Genomic DNA, 20800 nt, shown 5'->3' with positions numbered 1-20800 from the left:
TGCTCCCTCGTGACCTCTGCACCTCGGCTACACCTCGACCGCCTGACCGTCCTCGGCGCCGGTGCTGTCCGCGGCGTCCGCCGCGGTGTCGTCCGCGTCCGCGTCGTACTTCTCCTGGAAGCCGGGCAGCCAGGATTCCAGCTCGTCCCGCAGACTGACGGTCGCGCCCAGCTGGCACAACACCCCGATCGTGCTCAGCGTCACGCGGTGTATGAGCAGGTAGGACGGGGGCAGGTTCAGCTGCTTTCCCAGCTGATGTGCCGGGGAGCGGGGATCCGCGATCCTGGCGGCCTGACCGCGCAGCCAGGAGCGGGTGAAGGTGAACTCATCCACCTGCGCGGGCTCGATGATGGGCAGCAGATAATCGAGTACGGCATCCGCTTCGAGATCGATCGACTCCTTGACGAAGCCGGCCTCGCACAGCATGGCGTAGACAGCGTCGGCGTCTCCGTCCAGCGTCATCCGCAGGGCGTTTCCGATGATCTGCGGCAGGCCACCGGGAAGGCGGTCCACCGTGCCGAAGTCCAGAACTCCCAGACGCCACAGGCCGAAATCGCTGTCCGCCCCGTCCGCCTCTGCCCCTTCCACCTCCGCCTCGGTCACGGCTGCTGGAGGAAGCAGCCGGAAGTTTCCCGGATGGGGGTCCGCGTGCAGCAGACCGGTGCGCGCGGGCCCCGAGAACAGGAAACGTGCCAGCAGCTGGCCGGCCCGGTCACGCTGCTCCGTCGTACCGTCAGCGATCACCTCGGACAGGGGAGTTCCCTCCAACCACTCCGTCACCAGCACCTGCTCGGACTGATGCACCACTGCCGGTATCACGACGTCCGGATCGCCCTCGAACTCCGCCGAGTGCTCCTGCTGGGCCCGGGCCTCGAGTTCGTAGTCCAGCTCCTCGGACACGCGGTCGCGGAGCTCCGTGATGAGTGGCTTGATGTCCATCCCGGGGACCAGTGGGCCGAGCAGCCGTGCGAAGCGGCTGAGTTGGGTGAGATCCGACAGCAACGCCGCACCGGCGCCCGGGTACTGCACCTTCACCGCGACGTCGCGTCCGTCATGCCATACGGCGCGATGGACCTGTCCGATCGAGGCCGCGGCGGCGGGCCGGTCGTCGAACTCGGTGAACAGGTCCCGCCAGTCCTCGCCCAGTCGCTCCGCGAGCACCGCGTGAACGGTGCGGGTCGGCATGGGTGGTGCGGCCTCCTGCAGCTTGGTCAGCGCTGCCCGATAGGGGCCCGCGACGTCTTCGGGCAGTGCGGATTCGAAGACGGACAGGGCCTGTCCGAGCTTCATCGCGCCACCCTTCAACTCCCCCAGGACCTTGAAGAGTTGATCCGCCGTGCGCTGCTGGACCTCACGGGCCACGATCTCCGCGGACTTCCCGCCGATCCGCTTGCCCAGGCCCCATGTGGCACGCCCGGCGAAGCCGAGCGGCAGGGCTGCCAGCTTCGCGGTACGGGTGACCGCCTTCCGGGGAAGATCAGACATGTGCCCCTCCAGTTCCCAGACTGCCGTGTCGCGTGCGTATCCGGCTCCGCTCCGTCGGCGGCTGTCACCCGGCCATTGTGTCCTGCGTGGCGCCGGCCGCGGAGGTGAGCTCCACCTCAGTGTGCCCGGCGGCCCCGCAGGCGCAGTCGAAGTGAGGTCCCAGCCGCTCCGACCGCCAGTCCAGCATCGGCATGGCCGCCTCCCACCGGGCACCGGTGCTGGCGGGGAGCTCGCCGTCGAGGAAGGACAGGGCATGGGCCGAGGCGAGGCCGGCCACCGCTGTCGCCAGGCCGAGATCGCAGGCCTGCACGCAGGTGCGCCGTCCCGACCTCCACTGCGCGAGCATCCGCGGCCATTGGGGGTCGGCCTCCGCGCGGTGCAGTGCGAGGCAGCCCGCGCAGCCGGTGCCGCCGGGCAGGACCAACGGCCCGACCACCCCGGTGGCTTCGATCACCCCCGCGTAGAGATGCGGGGTGCCCGCGGCGATCCACGGCGTGGCGATGTCCGGATCGGGGGCGTAGACGGAGAGGCCGTCCCTGGGGGCCACCACGATCAGGGACAGCGCCGGCTCTCCGCCCGCCTGAGCTGCGGCTGTGCCCCCCGATCGTGCAGGTCCGCCGACGGCGGACCTGCGCACCAGCTGCCGGGCCGCCGTGTCCCTGCGCTCTCCGACCGACGATGCCGGGAGTCCGCCGGGCGCGACGTCCCACGGTTCGGTGCGGCCTCCGTCGAGCACCTCGACGTGGCCCACCCCCGATCCGGACAGCACTGCGGCGATCGCCGCGCCGACCCTGCCCGCGCCGCGCACCTGGACCCGCATCGCGCGTCGGGCCGCGAGTCTGCGCAGGCCGCTGCCGGGTGCCGGGTGGACCACGGAGAGTGCTGCCGCGTCGGGGCGCTGCCGCTCGAGGGTCTCGGCCCGACGGCGTAAGGCGTCCGCCTCCGGCCCGCCCGCGTCCGGGTCGTCCAGCAGGCCGGCCGCCGAGAGGCGCGACACGAGAATGTCCACGTGACGGTCCGACAGATCCAGCGCCCTGGCCTCTTCCCGCAGCAGGGGTAGTCCCCGTGTTCCGTCGAGGAGTTCCAGAAAACTGCCGGTGGCGATATCCATCGGCCCCAGTGTCACCGCGTGCGCGGGCGTCACACCGAATTGCACGGTGTTCCGGCCGCGCCAGGCTCGGCGTAGTGCGGGCTTCAGCATCGGATGCATGACTTCTCCCAGGTCGGTGTCGGGATCCGTTGCCAGAATGCAACGTGGCGGCGAATCGGGCCGAAAGTTATCCACAGGCAGGGGCATTAGTCGTTCAAATGGTGCATGCCGAGATGTGGATCTACGCCGAACCGTGGCGGAGGCGGGACTTCCCGTGCCGTCGGCGGGTAACGTCGTGGCGTGCCCGCCGACCCTTCTCCCGGTCTCGCCGGGGATCCCCCTGCGCGCGGTGCCGGACGCCGGCCGCGCAGCGCAGCCACCCAGCAGACCCGTGCATCGGTGACGAGTGCGGTCGAGGTCCGAAGGAGTACCCGGCGCAGCAGAACGGTCTCCGCGTACAGGGAGGGTGATCGCACCATCGTGCTCATCCCCGCGCGGATGTCGGAGGCCGAGGAGCAGCGCTGGATCGGCGTGATGCTCGACAAGCTCGCCGCGCAGGAGAGCAAGCGTGTCATCGGTGACGGCGAGCTCACCGAACGTGCCGAGCGGCTCTCCGGTCAGTATCTGGAGGGCCGGGCGCGGCCCGCCTCGGTGCGGTGGGTGACCAACCAGAACACCCGCTGGGGCTCCTGCACGCCGGCCGAGGGCAGCATCCGTCTCTCGCACCGGCTTCAGGGCATGCCGGAGTACGTCGTCGACTACGTACTCCTCCACGAGCTGGCCCATCTGCTGGTTCCGGGGCACGGACCGCGTTTCTGGAGGCTCCTGGAGGCGTACCCCCGTACCGAGCGTGCGCGTGGCTATCTCGAAGGGATCGTGGCGGCCGACCGGCTTCCGCACCTGCCCGCCGCTCGCGAGGAGTGAGGTCGCCGGTTCTGTACCGGGTCTGTACCGGCTTGGCTCGTTCTCGTGGTTTGCGGTTAGCCTGACGCGACGCATTCACCTTCGGGATGGGGGACGGTCGTTACGCATGGCCAGGGAATTTCAACGCGGCCACAAGGCCAAGATCAGTGATCTCACGTCAGGGACGGATCTGTACGTAGGTGTGCAGATCGCGGGCCCCGGCCTGACGTTCGACATCAGCTGCTTCGGTCTCGACGCCAATGAGCAGCTCTCCGACGACCGGTATTTCATCTTCTTCAATCAGCCGAAATCGCCTGAGGAGTCCATTCAGCTTCTCGGTGCCCAAGCCGGTGACACCGAGTCCTTCCGCGTCACCCTCGACCGCGTTCCGGCCGGTATCCACAAGTTGTCGTTCACCGCGACTCTCGACGGTGCCGGCCAGATGTCGCAGGTCGGCCCCGGATACATCCGGATCGTCGCGGGCGGCGAGGAAGTGGTGAAGTACGCCTTCACCGGTTCGGAGTTCACCACCGAACGCGCGGTGATGCTCGGCGACTTCTATCTGAAGGACGTCTGGCGGTTCGCCGCGGTGGGCCAGGGCTTCGACGGTGGACTCGACGCGCTGCTCAAGAATTTCGGGGGAGAGGTCGCCGAGGAGGCTCCCGAGGCAGCGCCTCAGGGGGCAGCTCCCTCGTTCGCGCCGCCCGCCCAGTCCGCCGCACCGCCCGCCTTCGGTGCTCCGGCCGCCCCGCAGGCGCCGCAGCCCGCACCGGCGTTCGGCGCTCCGGCAGCGCCTGCTCCCGCGCCGCAGCAGCAGCCGATGCATGCCGCGCCGACGATCGCGGCACCCGTGGCACCGGCTCCCGCGGCGCCCGCTCCGTACGGCCAGCCACCTCAGCCGCCGCAGTTCGGCCAGGTACCCGGCCAGGGGGCTCCGCCCGCCGCGCCGCCCTACGGCCAGCAGCAGCCGCCCGCGCCGCCCTACGGCCAGCAGGTTCCGGCCGCCCCGCCCTACGGGCAGCAGCCGCCGACTGCCCCGCCGTTCGGCCAGCAGGCTCCGGCGCCCTTCGGTCAGCAGCCCCCCGGCATGCAGCCAGGTATGCCGCAGGGCGTGCCCCAGGGTGTCCCTGTGGGCGGCGCGGGCCTGCAGGCCGCCCTGCAGCCCTACAAGGAGGCACCCACCGGGCAGCGCTGGACCTCGCAGAACCAGCAGCTCATGCGCGTCGACCTGACGATGGGCGGCATGCCGGTGCTCGCCCGTCAGGGCAGCATGGTGATGTATCAGGGCAAGGTCGACTTCGGTTACAAGGGCGCCGGCTTCGCGGGCCGCATGGTCGGTAACGCGACGGGCCAGGAGATGCAGCTGATGCGCTGTTCCGGCCGTGGCCAGGTCTTCCTCGCCGAGGAAGGGGCGCATCTGCATGCCATCGAGCTGCAGGGTGACGGCATCTGCGTCTCCGCGGAGAGCGTCCTCGCCTTCGACGAGTCCCTGCAGTACGAGGTCCGGAGGATCGAGGGGCACGGGATCCCCGGCGGCGCCCTGTTCACCATGCAGTTCCAGGGCACCGGCACCGTCGTCGTCAAGACCCACGGCGTCCCGGTGGTCCTGCCGGTCACCCCGACCACCTTCGCGGACTGCAACGCCGTGGTGGCCTGGTCGTCCGCCTCCCAGGTGATCCTTTCCAGCCAGGTCCGGCTGCGCCGCAACGCGTACCCGGGTCACAGCGGGGAGACCGTGAACCTCCAGTTCCGGGGAGCACCCGGGAACTTCATCGTCGTCCAGCCCTACGAGGTCTGAGGGAGCCCGTCATGAATCAGCAGCTCGCGGGCTTCGCCCCGACCCCCGTCACGGCCCGCATGGAGAACCACGGCCGTGCGATGCTCAAGGTCGCCATGGCCACCGGCCAGGACCTCTACGCGCGCACCGGCTCGATGGTGGCCTACGAGGGCTTCATCCAGTACGAGCCCAACCCGCCCGCCGTCCGTCAGATCGCCTCCCAGTGGATCTCCGGCGAGGGCGCACCCCTGATGAAGTGCGCCGGTGACGGCCTGCTCTATCTCGCCGACTACGGCTCCGACGTGGTCGTCATCAACCTCGACAACGACGCTCTGTCGGTCAACGGCACCAATCTCCTGGCCTTCGACGGCCACCTCAGCTGGGGTGTGGAGCGGGTCAAGGGGCTGGCCAAGTTCACCGGCCAGGGCCTGTGGAACGTCGGGATCCAGGGCACGGGGTGGGTGGCCATCACCTCGCGCGGCACACCGATCGTCGTCGACTGCGGCAAGGGCGAGGACGAGACGTACGTCGACCCCGACGCCCTCGTCGCGTGGTCCCCGAACCTCAAGGTGAAGGGCAAGCGCAGCTTCAAGGCCGGCTCACTCATCGGGCGGGGCAGCGGTGAGGCGTACCAGATGGCCTTCTCGGGCCAGGGCATCGTCGTCGTCCAGCCGAGCGAGGACAGTACGGACCGCCTGCGGATCCGGCACTGAGCGGGGGAGGAAACACATCATGCAGAGTCCGCTTTTCAGCCACATCGAACAGCAGTCGCAGGACCGGTACACCGTCCAGAATCCGCAGCTCCTGCGGGTCTCGCTGACCGGCCACGACGACGTCCTCGCCCGTAAGGGCGCCATGGTCGCCTACCAGGGGCTCGTGGAGTTCGACGGCGAGTACCAGTCGCAGGGCCAGCGCCGCGCCCGCAGGAACACGGGTGAAGGCCTCGACCTGATGCGCTGCTCGGGTCAGGGAACGGTCTACCTGGCCAACCTCGCCCAGTACATCCATCTGGTCGACGTCGACCACGAGGGCATGACGGTCGACAGCGCCTACGTCCTCGCGCTGGACTCCTCGCTGCACACCGAGGTCATCGCTGTGGACAGCCAGTACGGGATCTCCGGCACGGGCAAGTACCAGCTCAACGTCTCGGGGAGCGGCAAGGTCGCGCTGATGACCTCCGGCCAGCCACTGATGATGCAGGTCACCCCCGACAAGTACGTCAACGCCGACGCCGACGCGATCGTCGCCTGGTCGAGCGGGCTGAGGGTGCAGATGCAGGCCCAGACCCACTCCTCGGGCGTCGTCCGGCGCCGTGGCAACACGGGGGAGGGCTGGGAGCTGAGCTTCCTGGGACAGGGCTTCGCCCTCGTCCAGCCGAGCGAGGTGCTGCCGCCGCAGAACGCCCAGATCGGTCAGGGGGCCGCGGCCCAGCTCGGTGTGGGGCAGCAGGGTTCCCGCGGGCAGAACCAGAACAACGCCTGGAACTGATCCGTCCGGGGCGATGTCGAGGGGCGGTCTCCCATGGGGACCGCCCCTCGCCTCAGCCCTGCTGTCCCAGCCGTGTGCGGGTGCGTTCCAGCAGCCGCGCGACCGAGGCGTCGGCCACACCGGCCACCTCGTCGTAGGGGAACCAGCGCAGATCCAGCGACTCGTCGCTGATCTGCTCCACCGCCCCGGCCGATGCCGTCGCCGCGTACTGCACGTCGAGGTGCCAGTGGCAGGGCGCCGGGATGGGGTGCCGGTCCAGCCGGACAGGTCCGCCTGGCAACAGGGTGAGCCCGGAGATCCCCGATTCCTCCGTCGCCTCGCGGAGGGCCGCCGCCGCGAGGGTGGTGTCCCCGGGCTCACAGTGACCGCCCATCTGCAGCCACATGCGCAGCTTCCTGTGCAGCGTCAACAGGACCCGGCCCCGCTCCGGATCGATCACCAGAGCGCTGGCCGTCAGGTGTCCGGCCCCGCACGCCTTCCACATGCCGTCGGGGTGCTCGGCCAGATGGTCCAGGTACGCCACGCGCAGCTCCGCCTGCTGCGCGTCGCCCCCGTCGTAGCCCTTGAGTACGGAAACCGCGTCGTCATGGAGGCTCACTTGCCGGTGTCGCCCTTGCCGTCGCTCCGCGGGTCGTCCCCCGGCTCGTCCTCGCCTCCGTCGTCGGCGGGCTTCTGCGGGCCCTTCGCCGCTTCGCCGAGCATCTTGTCCAGCTCGGAGAAGTCCAGCTGCTCGTGGTGGACAAAGCCGTCCGGGTCGTCCAGGTCCTGGGCCGTCGGCAGCATGTCCGGGTGTTCCCACAGGTTGTCGCGGCCGTCGACGCCCCGGGCGTCCGTGAGCGAGGCCCACAGCCGCGACGCGTCCCGCAGCCTGCGCGGCCGCAGCTGGAGCCCGATGAGCGTGGCGAAGGTCTGCTCGGCGGGACCGCCGGAGGCCCGGCGCCTGCGCATGGTCTCCCGCAGCGCGTCCGCCGAGGTCAGCCGGGACTTGGCGGCCTCGTGCACCACCGCGTCGACCCAGCCCTCGACGAGGGCGAGGGCGGTTTCCAGACGGGCCAGCGACGCCTTCTGCTCAGGAGTGTCCTCCGGCTGGAACATGCCCTGCTGGAGAGCGTCCTGCAGCTGCTCGGGCTGCGACGGGTCGAACTGGCCGACGACGTCCTCGAGCTTGCTGGTGTCGACCTTGATGCCACGCGCATAGGCCTCGACCGCACCGAACAGATGTGAGCGCAGCCACGGAACATGGGCGAAGAGCCGCTGGTGGGCTGCCTCACGCAGCGCCAGGTACAGCCGCACCTCGTCCTGCGGCACGCTCAGGTCCTTGCCGAACCGCTCGACGTTCAGCGGGAGCAGCGCGGCCTTGCCGGCCGGCGCCAGCGGCAGGCCGATGTCGGTCGAGCCGACGACCTCGCCGGCGAGCACGCCCACGGCCTGCCCGATCTGCTGGCCGAACATCGCGCCGCCCATGGACCGCATCATGCCGATCAGCGGGCCGGCCATGGCCTGCATCTCCTCCGGCAGGACGTCGCCCATGGCCAGGCCGACGCGTTCGGCCACCGGGTCGACCAGCTGCTGCCAGGCGGGCAGCGAGGCCTCGACCCACTCGGCCCGGCTCCACGCCACCGTCGAGACGGAACCTGAGGGGAGCGACGTCACACCGTCCAGCCAGAGGTCGGCGAGACGCAGCGCCTCGTCGACGGACGCCCGCTCCGCGGGGCCGACGCTCGCGTCCTTGCTGCCGTCCGTGGTGCCCTGCGACACGGTCTGGCGGGCGATCTGCTTGGCCATGTCCCAGTTGACCGGTCCACCCTCGTAGCTCAGCATCTGGCCGAGCTGCTGGAAGGCGGCACCCAGGTCGTTCGGGTTCATGGAGCCGAACATCGCGGCGAACGGGTTGTCCCCGCCGGCGCCGGGCCCGATGCCGAACGGGTTCGCCGGTCCGCCCGGGCCCTGCCCACCACCGGTGGGGTCCTTCTTCTTGCCTTCGTCGCCGTCTTCCGGCTCCTCCGGCGGAAGGCCGAATCCGAATGGGGTGTCACTCACGGGTTTCCTCGGCTCGTAGGGCCGCCGGCTCGAACCGACGGCGACTGCCCGACATCACCATCCAGCGTAGACACCGAAGACCGCTCAGGCCCTCAGTGCTCCGCCGGCTCCCGGCCTGCGGCAGGATGGACGCCACCTGGTACGTACGCGTCATTCGGGTACGTACTGAAGACAACCGCTGGAGACGCCCGGTGAGTTCCCCAGATCCGCAGGTTCGCGCAGCGCGAAACCTGGCCGACCCCTCGCCCGAAAGCAAGCCGACGAAAAATTCCTCCCGAAGCCGCGGACCCGTCGTCGCGGTCACCGGTGCCGCCGGCGGCGTCGGTGAGCTGCTCACCGCCCACCTCGCCGCATCCGACGAGATCAAGCAGGTCATCGCCATCGACGAGCGCCGAGGGGACGTCTCCGAGGCCACCTGGCACATCCTGGACGTACGGGATCCCGCCATCGCCGAGAAGCTCCGCGGCGCGGACGTCGTGGTGCACATGGCCCTCGACCTCGACCTGGAGACAGACCCCGCCGCCCGTACCGCGTACAACGTGCGCGGTACCCAGACCGTGCTGACGGCGGCGGCGGCCGTGGGCGTCCACCGGGTCGTGCTGTGCACCTCGGCCATGGTCTACGGCGCTCTGCCCGACAACGACATCCCGCTCTCCGAGGACGCGGAACTGAGGGCCACCGCCGAGGCCACCGGCGTCGGTGACCTGCTGGAGATCGAACGGCTCGGTCGCCGCGCGCCCCGAGCCCACCCCGGCCTGAACGTCACGGTGGTACGTCCCACGGTCCTGGTCGGAGGCACGGACACGGCGCTCACCAGGTACTTCGAGTCCCCCCGGCTCCTCGTCGTCGCCGGCTCACGCCCGGCGTGGCAGTTCTGCCATGTGAACGACCTGGTGAGCGCCCTGGAGTACGCGGCCCTGGAGAAGATCGACGGGGAGTTCGCGGTCGGCTGCGACGGCTGGCTCGAACAGGAGGAGGTGGAGGAGCTCTCCGGGGTGCGCCGCATGGAGCTGCCGTCCGCCGTCGCTCTCGGTGCCGCTGCCCGGCTGCACCGGATCGGTCTCACACCGTCACCGGCCGGCGATCTCGCCTACACCATGCACCCCTGGGTGGTCAGTGTGAGCAGGCTCCACGACGCGGGGTGGCGCCCCCGGTGGACCAACGAGGAAGTGCTTGCAGCGCTCCTGGAAGAGGTCGAGGGGCGCCACACGGTCGCCGGCCGGCGGCTCGGCCGCAAGGACGCCACCGCGGCGGGAGCGGCGGGGGCGACCGTCGCGCTGCTCGGCACGGCGGCGCTGGTGCGGCGGGCCCGCAAGGCGCGCCGTCGCTTCTAGTCCCGCGGCGGCCCGGCTGCCCCGCCTGGTAGGAGGCTCCGAGCGGGCCGGCCCGCCGCCGGTCGAACACGCCATTACGGGATGTCGGTGCCGTGCGGCACGATGGGTCCATGGCACGCACCCACGACCACCCCGGCGAGCAGTCCGCCCAGGACCCCATCCGGCTCCTCGACATCCGTGAAACACCGCTGTCCGTCGACGAGATCTTCCGCGCGGTCGGGGACGACGCCGCGGGAGGCATGGCGCTCTTCGTCGGCACCGTGCGCAATCACGACGGCGGCCAGGACGTCGGCGCCCTCGGCTACTCCTGCCATCCGACGGCCGGCGACGAGCTCCGCAGGGTGGCCGAGAAGGTGGTGGCGGAGTTCCCGGTCCGGGCGCTGGCCGCTGTCCACCGGGTGGGTGAACTGGGTGTGGGCGATCTGGCGGTGGTCGTCGCCGTCTCCTGCGCCCATCGGGCTGAAGCCTTCGACGCCTGCCGCAAGCTGATCGACGACCTCAAGCACGAGGTCCCGATCTGGAAGCACCAGCGATTCTCCGACGGCACGGAGGAGTGGGTCGGCGCCTGCTGAGCGCAAACCGCCCCTGGGGGCATCAGCCCCGATTTGCGTAACCGCACCCCTGCGATGAGCGTTGCTCCTGCAGCTGGTTAATCTTCTGATCGTCAGTTGCGGTCGCTCATGGGGTAGGGAGGTCGTGATGGCAGCACTCGCTTGGCTGTTGATTCCACTCATAGCTGCTCTTGGCGCAGCGATATGGGGAGGGTGGGCAGCCCGTAATCGAACCACCGGCGATGTCACCGAACTCGCCGGCTACGCCAGGTTCCGTGAAGCGATGGAGAAATCGCACTCCGGTTCCGAGGCCGTCTGAACCTCCGCGCTGTACGAGGCCGCCGATCAGGCACCGCACCCCTTCCCGTGCGGACCCGTACGGACCGGCCCCGACCGTGCACCGACAGGCCGTTCCCGTACTGTCGTTCCATGCCACGCCGCACCGCGACGATGCTCGCCTCCACCCTCATCCTCATCGCGCTGCTCTGCGCAGGCGTGCTGATTCGCGTGCCGTATTCCGAGATGTCCCCGGGCCCGACGGTGAACACGCTCGGCGACGCCCGTGGCGAGCCGGTTCTGCACATCAGTGGTCACAAGACCTATCCGACCTCGGGCAACCTCAACATGACGACGGTCCGTGTCACCGGCGCGGACTACGACATGAACATCGTCGAGGCCGTCTACGGCTGGCTGGCCCACGACAGCGTGGTCGTGCCTCACGACACCCTCTACCCGGACGGCAAGACCGAGGAGGAGTCGACGCAGGAGAACGCCGAGGAGTTCAGCCAGTCCCAGGAGAGCGCCAAGGTCGCCGCCCTGGAGGAGCTGAAGATCCCCGTCACCTCCCGTGTGGTGGTCTCCACCGTCGTCAAGGACAGTGCCGCCGAGGGCGAGCTGCACGCGGGTGATGTGATCAAGGCCGTCGACGGCACGGCGGTCGAGGAGCCGGAGGACGTCGCGAAGCTCGTCACGAAGCACGAGCCCGGCGAGGACGTCGTCTTCACGGTCGTCCCCGCGAAGACCGCGGCCGCCGCCGAGAAGGCGGGGAAGGAGCCCCAGGGCTCCCAGGACGTCACCCTCACCACGCGGAAGGCGCCCGAGGACCCCGCGAACCCCTCGGAGGACCGGGCGATCGTGGGAATCCAGGCGGGGACCGACCACACGTTCCCGTTCGAGATCGACATCAAGCTGGCCGATGTCGGCGGCCCGAGTGCCGGACTGATGTTCTCGCTGGGCATCATCGACAAGCTGACCCCCGGGAAGCTGACGGGCGGCGAGTTCATCGCCGGCACCGGCACCATCGACGACGACGGCAAGGTCGGCCCCATCGGCGGTATCAACATGAAGCTGGTCGGCGCACGCGACGAGGGCGCCGAGTACTTCCTGACCCCGGACGACAACTGCGCCGCCGCGGCCTCCGACACCCCGAGCGGCCTCACCCTGGTGAGGGTGAAGACCCTCGACGACGCCAAGAAGTCCCTGGAGAAGATCCGGACGGGGGACACGGCCGGCCTGCCGAGCTGCTCGGCGAGCTGAGGCCGGTCCCCGCCCGGGAGACCGGAGAGGTCAGGACTCGAAGGTCGCCGCGAGTGCCTCGGCCAGCCCCGGGACGAGTCCCGCACCGGTGAGCACCTCGGTCGGGGAGTCCTTCTCCCGCAGGCGCACGGCGGAGTCGCGCGCCCCGTCCCGCAGTACCGCCACGGTCATGCGCACCTCCTGACGGTCCGGGTGCTCGGCGACCCACTTGGTCAGCTGGGCATCGGTCAGGCCGTCAGGCACGGACGCCTCCGCGGACGGCGGCAGCATCATCCGCTCCACGGTCATGGCACAACCGACCACGGCGTCGGGCCAGGCGATCGTGGCGAGGAATTCGTCCAGCGCGGTGCCGTCGGGGAGCTCCTCCTGCTCGACGGGGGTGAGAGTGGCGGTCGTGGTAGAGGTGTCGTCGAGACCGAGCTGGGCGGCGAGGCCGGGCTCGTGGGCGCGCAGCCGGGCGGTGTCGACCAGGGCGAACAGCCGGGCCGGCTGGTCCCAGCCGAGACCTGCCGCATAGGCGTCGATCTCGAGGACGGCGACGGTGAGTGGACTCGCGGCCATCGGGGGGCCTGAGGGGGAAACATTGGGCATGCTCAATATCCTGCCTCCTTATGCCCCGGGAACGGGAACTAGGTAAAGCCTCAGTAAGTTGCATAGGTGGGCTCTACGATCGCTGGGCCTGCTTCACACGACCGCGAACTTCGAGGTGCGCACGTTGGCTTTCCAGATGCCGGACCGCGGCGGAGGCCCGACCGGGCCACGGATGAGAGTCGGCCGCCCGTCCCGGCGCGTCCGTACCCTGCTCATGACTTTGGGCGTCCTGGCGGTTCTCGCCATGGCCTTCGTCATGTTCGCCGGGTTCTGGACGGACTGGCTCTGGTACAGGTCGGTCGCATTCACGTCAGTCTTCACCACCACTCTGTGGACCAAGATCGGACTGTTCCTCGTCTTCGGACTGCTGATGGCCCTCGCCGTCGGCTTGAACATCTGGCTCGCGCACCGGCTCCGGCCGCCGCTGAGCGCGATGTCACTGGAACAGCAGAGCCTGGACCGCTACCGGATGAGCGTCGCCCCGCACAAGAAGTGGGTGCTGCTCGCGGTCACCGCGCTCGTCGGGCTGATCGCGGGAGCTTCCGCGTCGGGCCAGTGGCGTACCTGGCTGATGTATGTCAACGGCGTGTCGTTCGGGCAGAAGGACCCCCAGTTCAAGCTGGACGTCTCCTTCTACGCCTTCGACCTGCCGTGGTACCGCTTCATGCTCGGATTCGGCTTCGCCGCGGTGGTGCTGTCGCTGATCGCGGCGGCGCTGACCCACTACCTCTACGGCGGGCTGCGGGTCACGAGTCCCGGCGCACGGGCGACCGGTGCGGCCACCGGACATCTCTCGGTGCTGCTCGGCCTCTTCGTCGCGCTGAAGGCCGTGGCGTACTGGCTCGACCGGTACGGCCTGGCCGTGAAGTCCAGTGACTTCAAGGCCACGGACAACTGGACCGGCCTGCGGTACGTCGATGCCAACGCCTATCTGCCGGCGAAGACGATCCTCTTCTGCATCGCCGTGATCTGCGCGTTGCTCTTCTTCGCGACCCTCTGGCGTCGTACGTGGCAGCTGCCGGTGATCGGGTTCGGCCTGATGGTGCTGTCCGCGATCCTGATCGGCGGCCTCTACCCGGCGATCGTGCAGAAGTTCCAGGTCCAGCCCAACGAGCAGGCCAAGGAAGCGCCGTTCATCCGGAAGAACATCGACGCGACACGAGATGCCTACGACATCGACGACGCGAAGGTGGACGACTACGCGGGCACGAGCACGACCGATGACAGCACGAAGCTGAGGGCGAGCGCCGACTCCGCCGCCAGCTACCGGGTGATGGACCCGAACGTCGTCTCACCCGCGTTCCAGCAGCTCCAGCAGAAGCGGAACTACTACCAGTTCCCCAAGACGCTGGACGTCGACCGCTACAAGGACAAGGACGGCAAGGAGCAGGACACCGTCATCGGTCTGCGCGAGCTGAACCTCGACGGCCTTCCCAAGCGGAACTGGATCAACGACCACTTCACGTACACCCACGGCTACGGCGCCATCGCGGCCCGGGGCACCACCACGGGCACCAATCCGGTGGGCTCCCCGGACTTCACCGAGTCGGGTCTGCCGACCAGCGGCGAGCTGGACAAGGGGTACGAGCAGCGGATCTATTACGGCGAGAAGACCGAGCAGTACTCCATCGTCGGAGGGCCCCAGAAGGAGCTCGACTACGAGGAGGACGGCGAGAAGACCACCAGTTACGAGGGCGACAGCGGCGTCAGCCTCGCCAACGCCTTCAACCGGGCGGCCTACGCCGTGTCCTTCAGCGAGCCGCAGATCATGTACTCCGGAGCCATCGGAGAGGGTTCGCGGGTCTTGTACAACCGCACGCCCAAGGAGCGCGTCGAGGCGGTGGCGCCCTGGCTGACCATCGATGGCGACGCCTACCCCGTGGTCGTCGACAAGCGCATCCAATGGGTCGTCGACGCGTACACCACCACGAACGGCTATCCGTACGCCTCGCGTACGACGCTCGGTGACACCACGGCCGACTCGCTGACCACCAACCAGCGTGCGGTCGTCGCCCAGCAGAACCAGGTCAACTACATCCGGAACTCGGTGAAGGCCACCGTCGACGCCTACGACGGCACGGTCAAGCTCTACGAGTGGGACACCGAGGACCCGGTGCTCAAGACCTGGAGCAAGGCGTTCCCCGACACGGTGGAGCCGCGGGCGGACATCCCGCAGGAGCTGATGGAGCACCTGCGTTACCCGCAGGACCTGTTCAAGGTCCAGCGGGAGCTGCTCACCCGGTACCACGTCGAGGACCCCCGGCAGTTCTACAGCGGCAGTGACGCCTGGCAGGTGCCCGACGACCCCACGAACAAGGAACCCGGGGCCGTCCCGCCGTACTACCTGAGCATGAAGATGCCGGGCCAGGACTCCCAGACGTTCTCCCTGACCACGACCTTCACCCCGAGAGGGCGCCCCAACCTGGGGGCGTTCATGACGGTGGACGCGGACGCGGCCAGCAAGGACTACGGCACGATCAGACTCCTGAGAGTCACCACCACCGTGAAGGGCCCGGGCCAGGTCCAGAGTGAGCTCAACGGCAACGACGACGTCGCCGAGTTCGTGAGGAACCTCAAGGGCACCGACTCGGACATCGAGTACGGCAATCTGCTGACCGTGCCGCTCGACGGAGGTTTCCTCTACATCGAGCCGGTCTACACGCGCGGTGGCACGCAGAACTATCCGCTGCTGCGCAAGGTGGCCGCCTCGTACGGGTCGAAGATCGTCTTCGAGAACAGTCTCGGGGAGGCGCTCAACGCGGTCTTCGGCGTCGAGGGCGACACGACCACGCCGCCGACGGAGGAGCCGACCGAGCCACCGGGCGACACCACGGAGCCCCCGGCCACCGGTGAGGCGGCTCTGAAGAAGGCCATCGCGGACGCCCAGAAGGCGTACACGGCGGGAGAGGCAGCTCTCAAGGAGCAGGACTGGGAGGCCTACGGCAAGGCCCAGTCGGACCTCCAGGAGGCGCTCGAGCGCGCGGCGGCGGCACAGCCCAAGGGGGCAGGCGGCGCCTCGGACACCGAGGGCGCCACCAAGCCGGAGGGCGACGACCAGGGCAGTTGAGAAAGCCCCACCCCGCGCCGTGGTACTGTTTGAACACAACGGCGCGGGGTGGAGCAGCTCGGTAGCTCGCTGGGCTCATAACCCAGAGGTCGCAGGTTCAAATCCTGTCCCCGCTACTGAAAGGCGAAGGCCCGGATCCTCAAGGATCCGGGCCTTCGTCATGTCGTGTCATGGGACGTTTTTCACGTTGTCGGAGTGAAGTGCGGTTCACGGGGCACGTGTTGGTCCCGATCATGTTTCACTTGTCTCTCTGTGGGCATGTCGACAAAACGCTGAAGTGACCTCACTGGTCGCGGTATACCAGGTGTACGCGGGTTGCGGGTGGTGCGACGATGGTATTTATGGGGGACAGGGCAACTCTGTTGGAGACAGGGCGGTTTGTGCAGCGACGCGGCCGGACGACGGAAAACGTGGCAGATGAGGCATTCGCCGCTGCCCTGGCCGGGACCGTCGACATCGCCGACGGCGCCCGCGAGGCCGCCGTCCTCGCCGTGGGCACCACCGGCACCGGTGCCGATGCCGAGGGGCGCGCCGGCACCGGTGCGTACCCCGCCGGGAACACGGACAGTACGGAGACCGCGGACCACGCCGACGAGACCGAGGCGCGGCACCGGCGCGGAGCGGAAGCCGGGGACCCGGCGTCGATGAGCGTCCTGGGCGCACTCCTGCTGCGCCGAGGCGACCTCGACGGCGCCGAGATCCACCTCCGCGCGGCCACCGCCGAGGGCGACCGGGCCGCGGCGAACAACCTCGGCGTGCTCCTCCATCAGAGGGGATATCCGGACGAGGCCGCCGGTTGGTGGCGCATCGCCGCCGTGGCGGGCTCCGCCGCCGCCGCGCACGCCCTCGGCCGGCACTTCCGTGAGCGCGGGGACGAGCCCGGCGCCGAGTACTGGCTGCGCCAGTCCGCCGAGCAGGGCCACGCGCTGGGCGCGTACGCGCTGGCCGACCTGCTGGAGCACCGCGGTGACGGCGGTGCCGAGCGCTGGCTGCGCGCCGCCGCGGAACAGGGCCACAGGGAAGCCGCGTACCGCCTGGCACGGACGATCGAGCGCAATGCCGTGGGCGATGCGCACGACGCCTTCGGTCTGGGACGCGTCGTGGGCGAGGGCCGCCGGGGGCTGGACCCCGGCATGCCCGCGCGGCGGGACAGTCCCGTCGCGGGGCCGGACGCCGGACGGATGGGCGAGGCCGAGCAGTGGTACCGCCAGGCCGCGGCGCGTGGTCACCGCCGTGCCGCCCTGCATCTCGGAGCCATCCTCGAACAGCGCGGCGAGCTGAAGGAGGCCGGCCGCTGGTACCTCACCGCGGCCAAGGACGGCGAGCCCCGGGCCGCCTGCGCGCTCGGATTCCTGCTGCGCGACGCGGGGGACGAGGAGAGCGCGGCCGTGTGGTGGCTGCGTGCCGCCCAGGACGGCGACGGCAATGCCGCCAACGCGCTGGGGGCGCTGCACGCCGCCAGGGGTGAGCAGCAGACCGCCGAGCGCTGGTACCGGGCCGCGATGGACGCGGGCGACGTCAACGGCGCGTACAACCTCGGCCTGCTCTGCGCCGCTCAGGACCGGATCCCGCAGGCCGAGCAGTGGTACCGCCGAGCCGCTTACGCCGGACACCGTGAGGCGGCGAACGCGCTGGCCGTGCTGCTGCTCCAGGCCGGGGACGCCACCGGAGCCGAGCCCTGGTTCTCCAAGGCGGCGGAGGCGGGCAGTGTGGACGCCGCCTTCAACCTCGGCATCCTGCACGCCGGGCGGGACGAGGACCGTACGGCGCTCGGCTGGTACCAGCGGGCGGCGGCGGCCGGGCACACCGACGCCGCGCTCCAGGTCGGGATGGCACTGCTGCGGGACGGCGACGAGCGGGAGGCCGAGCGGCATCTGCGCTGCGCCGCGGGCGGCGGCAGCGCGGAGGCGGCCTTCCGGCTCGCCGGTGTCCTCGATCTGCGTCAGACGGCACCCGGACCTCCCGCACTGGGAGAGCCGATGCCGGAGAAGACCGAGTGCGAGGAGTGGTACGAGCGCGCGGCCGAGCAGGGGCACCGCCGCGCTCAGGTCAGGGCGGGGATGCTCGCGGCCGCACGAGGCGACATGGTGAGCGCGGCGCGCTGGTACCGCCGGGCCGCCGAGTCGGGCAGCCGCAACGGCGCCTTCAACCTCGGCCTGCTGCTCGCCCGTGAGGGCAGCGAGCGCGAAGCGGCCCTGTGGTGGAGCCGTGCCGCCAACGACGGGCACGGCAGGGCCGCACTGCGCCTCGCGCTGCTCGCCGCCCGCCGGGGTGAGCTCACCGAGGGGCAGCGCTGGTGCGCCCGCGCGGTCGAGCTGGGCCCGGCGGAGGTGGCCGAGCGTGCCGCGCGGCTGCGGGAGGCGCTGCACCAGGAGCTCACCGCGTGAGGGCTGCCGGCCGGTCGTCTCGCGTGCTGCGTTCGGGTGACCGGGGAATGAATTTGCGCTGGTCGGCGGGGCCCCGTAGAGTTGCAATCACAACGGCGCGGGGTGGAGCAGCTCGGTAGCTCGCTGGGCTCATAACCCAGAGGTCGCAGGTTCAAATCCTGTCCCCGCTACTGAAAGACAGAGGCCCGGATCCTTTCGAGGATCCGGGCCTCTGTCGTATGTCCGTAGGCCGGAGTCGAGGAGCCGTCCGCGCTCGGCGCGGAGGCCCGGCGTGCCGAGCCCTCAGGCCGCGGCTGCGCAGCTCGGGCAGATGCCGCGGTACGTCACCTCGACGTCGGAGACGGTGAAGCCGAAGCGTTCGTCGTCCGGCAGGTCCGCCAGCGGGTTGCCGGACGGATGCACGTCCCGGATCGCTCCGCAGCGCCCGCACACCAGGTGGTGGTGGGGGCGGTGGGCGTTGGGGTCGTACCGCTTCGCCCGGCGGTCGGTGGACACCTCGAGGACCTCGCCGAGGGACACCATCTCGCCCAGCGTGTTGTAGACCGTGGCGCGGGAGATCTCGGGCAGCCGGTCGACGGCCCTCGCGTGGACCTCGTCCGCCGTCAGGTGCACGTGGTCCCCTTCGAGAACCTCGGCCACCACGCGCCGCTGTGCCGTCATGCGCCAGCCGCGTCCACGGAGTCGTTCCAAGAGGTCACTCATGGCGTCCAGCCTAACAGTGGGAGGGCTGAGTTCCGAGTGGGTGTGACTTTAGATGGCTGATTGACTTGGATTAAGTCCAATGTAGGATCGGTGGCGTACTGGCCAAGGACAGGCTGCGGCCGAGAACAGGCTGCACAGGGAACGACGCTGTGCAGGACATTGACGCAGGAGGCGCGAGTGACTCAGGGACCGCTCACCACGGAGGCCGGCGCTCCGGTGGCCGACAATCAGAACAGCGAGACCGCCGGCCCGGGTGGGCCGGTCCTCGTACAGGACCAGGCGCTCCTCGAGAAGCTCGCCCACTTCAACCGTGAGCGCATACCGGAGCGTGTCGTGCACGCCAGAGGTGCCGGTGCGTACGGAACCTTCACGCTGACCCGGGACGTCTCGCAGTGGACCCGGGCCGCCTTCCTCTCGGAGGTCGGCAAGCAGACCGAGACCTTCCTGCGCTTCTCCACCGTGGCGGGCAACCTCGGCTCCGCCGACGCGGCCAGGGACCCCCGTGGCTGGGCGCTGAAGTTCTACACCGAAGAGGGCAACTACGACCTGGTCGGCAACAACACCCCGGTCTTCTTCATCAGGGACGCCATCAAGTTCCCCGACTTCATCCACACCCAGAAGCGCGACCCGTACACCGGCTCGCAGGAGGCGGACAACGTCTGGGACTTCTGGGGTCTGTCACCCGAGTCCACGCACCAGGTGACCTGGCTCTTCGGAGACCGGGGCATCCCCGCCTCGTACCGTCACATGGACGGCTTCGGTTCGCACACGTTCCAGTGGAACAACGAGGCCGGCGAGGTCTTCTGGGTCAAGTACCACTTCAAGACCGACCAGGGCATCAAGAACCTCACCGCCGAGGAGGCGGTGCGCCTCTCCGGCACGGACCCGGACAGTCACCAGCGCGACCTGCGAGAATCCATCGAGCGGGGCGACTTCCCGAGCTGGACCGTGCAGGTCCAGATCATGCCGGCGGCCGAGGCGGCGACCTACCGCTTCAACCCGTTCGACCTCACCAAGGTGTGGCCCCACGCGGACTACCCGCCGATCGAGATCGGCAGGCTGGAGCTCAACCGCAACCCGGGGAACATCTTCGCCGAGGTCGAGCAGTCGATCTTCAGCCCGGCGCACTTCGTGCCCGGCATCGGCCCGTCCCCCGACAAGATGCTCCAGGGGCGCCTCTTCGCCTACGGCGACGCCCACCGTTACCGCGTGGGCATCAACGCCGACCACCTGCCGGTGAACCGCCCGCACGCCACCGAGGCGCGCACCAACAGCCGGGACGGCTACCTGTACGACGGCCGGCACCAGGGTGCGAAGAACTACGAGCCGAACAGCTTCGGCGGCCCGGCGCAGACGGGCCGGCCGCTCTGGCAGCCCGTTCCCGTCACGGGCGGTACGGGCAACCACGAGACGCCGGTCCACTCCGAGGACGACGACTTCGTGCAGGCGGGCAACCTCTACCGGCTGATGTCCGAGGGCGAGAAGGAGCGGCTGATCGACAACCTCTCCGGGTTCATCTCCCAGGTCTCGCGCGACGACATCGCCGAGCGGGCGATCGGCAACTTCCGTCAGGCCGACGCGGACTTCGGCAAGCGGCTCGAAGCCGCGGTCCAGGCCCTGCGCGGCCGGTAGCCCCTGCCGTCGGGCGGCGGGCCGGATTCCCGGGAGGTTCCGGGGGTCCGGCCCGCTGTCGTGCGCACGCCCTAGGGCGTGTTTCGGAAGTCCCGCCTGCCTGGCGACGCCTGGCACGCACACTCGCCGCGTTGTCGGGATCACCCCGATACATCCAGTATCGGGGCGACCCTCCGCCTTGCGATCGCACGCACCAGACGCCGCCAGGCCCGCCCTT

General features: G+C 69.8%; 16 protein-coding genes and 2 tRNA genes. 12 read left to right on the top strand and 6 right to left on the bottom strand.

Features of this window, described 5'->3' with window-relative positions; all coding sequences use genetic code 11:
- Window positions 1-27: 27 nt before the first annotated feature.
- Window positions 28-1485 carry an ABC1 kinase family protein gene (locus ABT001_RS30155; RefSeq protein ID WP_351283996.1) on the bottom strand — a complete coding sequence of 486 codons (1458 nt, stop codon included), beginning with the start codon at window positions 1483-1485 and terminating at the stop codon, window positions 28-30.
- Window positions 1486-1549: 64 nt separating this feature from the next.
- Window positions 1550-2695, bottom strand: a complete 1146-nt coding sequence (locus ABT001_RS30150; protein ID WP_351283993.1) for a ThiF family adenylyltransferase — start codon at window positions 2693-2695, stop codon at window positions 1550-1552.
- Window positions 2696-2875: 180 nt separating this feature from the next.
- On the opposite strand from ABT001_RS30150, the gene ABT001_RS30145 reads away from it, so the two are divergent.
- From ABT001_RS30145 to ABT001_RS30130, 4 genes are all read left to right on the top strand, one after another.
- On the top strand, window positions 2876-3499 hold the full coding sequence (locus tag ABT001_RS30145) for a M48 metallopeptidase family protein (protein ID WP_351283990.1): 624 nt from the start codon (window positions 2876-2878) through the stop codon (window positions 3497-3499).
- A gap of 106 nt (window positions 3500-3605) precedes the next feature.
- Window positions 3606-5276: a TerD family protein gene (locus tag ABT001_RS30140; protein ID WP_351283987.1), complete on the top strand. Its 1671-nt coding sequence runs from the start codon at window positions 3606-3608 to the stop codon at window positions 5274-5276.
- 11 nt (window positions 5277-5287) lie between these two features.
- Window positions 5288-5968, top strand: coding sequence for an AIM24 family protein (locus ABT001_RS30135; RefSeq protein WP_351283984.1), 681 nt, complete (start codon window positions 5288-5290; stop codon window positions 5966-5968).
- A gap of 19 nt (window positions 5969-5987) precedes the next feature.
- Window positions 5988-6743, top strand: coding sequence for an AIM24 family protein (locus ABT001_RS30130; protein ID WP_351283981.1), 756 nt, complete (start codon window positions 5988-5990; stop codon window positions 6741-6743).
- A gap of 52 nt (window positions 6744-6795) precedes the next feature.
- On the opposite strand, the gene ABT001_RS30125 is transcribed toward ABT001_RS30130, so the two are convergent.
- Both ABT001_RS30125 and ABT001_RS30120 read right to left on the bottom strand, forming a co-directional pair.
- Complete coding sequence (locus ABT001_RS30125) at window positions 6796-7341, bottom strand: NUDIX hydrolase (protein ID WP_351283978.1); 546 nt, start codon at window positions 7339-7341, stop codon at window positions 6796-6798.
- Entirely contained in the window at window positions 7338-8783 is a 1446-nt protein-coding gene (locus ABT001_RS30120) for a zinc-dependent metalloprotease (protein WP_351283975.1), read from the bottom strand. Before ABT001_RS30120 ends, ABT001_RS30125 begins: the two co-directional genes overlap by 4 nt.
- 191 nt (window positions 8784-8974) lie before the next feature.
- Between ABT001_RS30120 and ABT001_RS30115 the strand changes: the two genes are divergently transcribed.
- The 3 genes from ABT001_RS30115 to ABT001_RS30105 all read left to right on the top strand — a co-directional run bounded on the left by ABT001_RS30115 (window position 8975) and on the right by ABT001_RS30105 (window position 12204).
- A complete protein-coding gene (locus ABT001_RS30115) occupies window positions 8975-10117 on the top strand; it encodes an SDR family oxidoreductase (protein WP_351283972.1) in 1143 nt (380 codons plus the stop codon).
- A 110-nt stretch (window positions 10118-10227) separates the two neighbouring features.
- On the top strand, window positions 10228-10689 hold the full coding sequence (locus ABT001_RS30110) for a molybdenum cofactor biosynthesis protein MoaE (protein WP_351283969.1): 462 nt from the start codon (window positions 10228-10230) through the stop codon (window positions 10687-10689).
- A 408-nt stretch (window positions 10690-11097) separates the two neighbouring features.
- Window positions 11098-12204 carry a YlbL family protein gene (locus ABT001_RS30105; protein WP_351283966.1) on the top strand — a complete coding sequence of 369 codons (1107 nt, stop codon included), beginning with the start codon at window positions 11098-11100 and terminating at the stop codon, window positions 12202-12204.
- 30 nt (window positions 12205-12234) lie between these two features.
- Here ABT001_RS30105 and ABT001_RS30100 read toward each other — a convergent pair whose 3' ends face one another.
- Entirely contained in the window at window positions 12235-12795 is a 561-nt protein-coding gene (locus tag ABT001_RS30100) for a PPA1309 family protein (RefSeq protein ID WP_351283964.1), read from the bottom strand.
- Window positions 12796-12931: 136 nt separating this feature from the next.
- On the opposite strand from ABT001_RS30100, the gene ABT001_RS30095 reads away from it, so the two are divergent.
- From ABT001_RS30095 to ABT001_RS30080, 4 genes are all read left to right on the top strand, one after another.
- Window positions 12932-15862: a UPF0182 family membrane protein gene (locus tag ABT001_RS30095; protein WP_351284056.1), complete on the top strand. Its 2931-nt coding sequence runs from the start codon at window positions 12932-12934 to the stop codon at window positions 15860-15862.
- Window positions 15863-15904: 42 nt separating this feature from the next.
- Window positions 15905-15978 (top strand) — tRNA-Met (locus ABT001_RS30090).
- Between the two features lie 216 nt (window positions 15979-16194).
- A complete protein-coding gene (locus ABT001_RS30085; protein WP_351283961.1) occupies window positions 16195-18249 on the top strand; it encodes a tetratricopeptide repeat protein in 2055 nt (684 codons plus the stop codon).
- Between the two features lie 96 nt (window positions 18250-18345).
- Window positions 18346-18419: transfer RNA gene (locus ABT001_RS30080), tRNA-Met, on the top strand.
- Between the two features lie 112 nt (window positions 18420-18531).
- Here ABT001_RS30080 and ABT001_RS30075 read toward each other — a convergent pair.
- Window positions 18532-18951, bottom strand: coding sequence for a Fur family transcriptional regulator (locus tag ABT001_RS30075; RefSeq protein WP_351283958.1), 420 nt, complete (start codon window positions 18949-18951; stop codon window positions 18532-18534).
- 177 nt (window positions 18952-19128) lie between these two features.
- Between ABT001_RS30075 and ABT001_RS30070 the strand changes: the two genes are divergently transcribed.
- Window positions 19129-20583 (top strand): catalase, encoded by a 1455-nt coding sequence (locus ABT001_RS30070; RefSeq protein WP_351283956.1) that lies wholly within the window; start codon window positions 19129-19131, stop codon window positions 20581-20583.
- Window positions 20584-20800 lie beyond the last annotated feature (217 nt).

Origin of the sequence: Streptomyces sp. NPDC002793, assembly GCF_040295485.1 — a bacterium.
Taxonomy (GTDB): Bacteria; Actinomycetota; Actinomycetes; order Streptomycetales; family Streptomycetaceae; genus Streptomyces.
The sequence above is the reverse complement of the archived record's forward strand: the minus strand, read 5'-3'. Positions and strand labels throughout refer to the sequence as shown.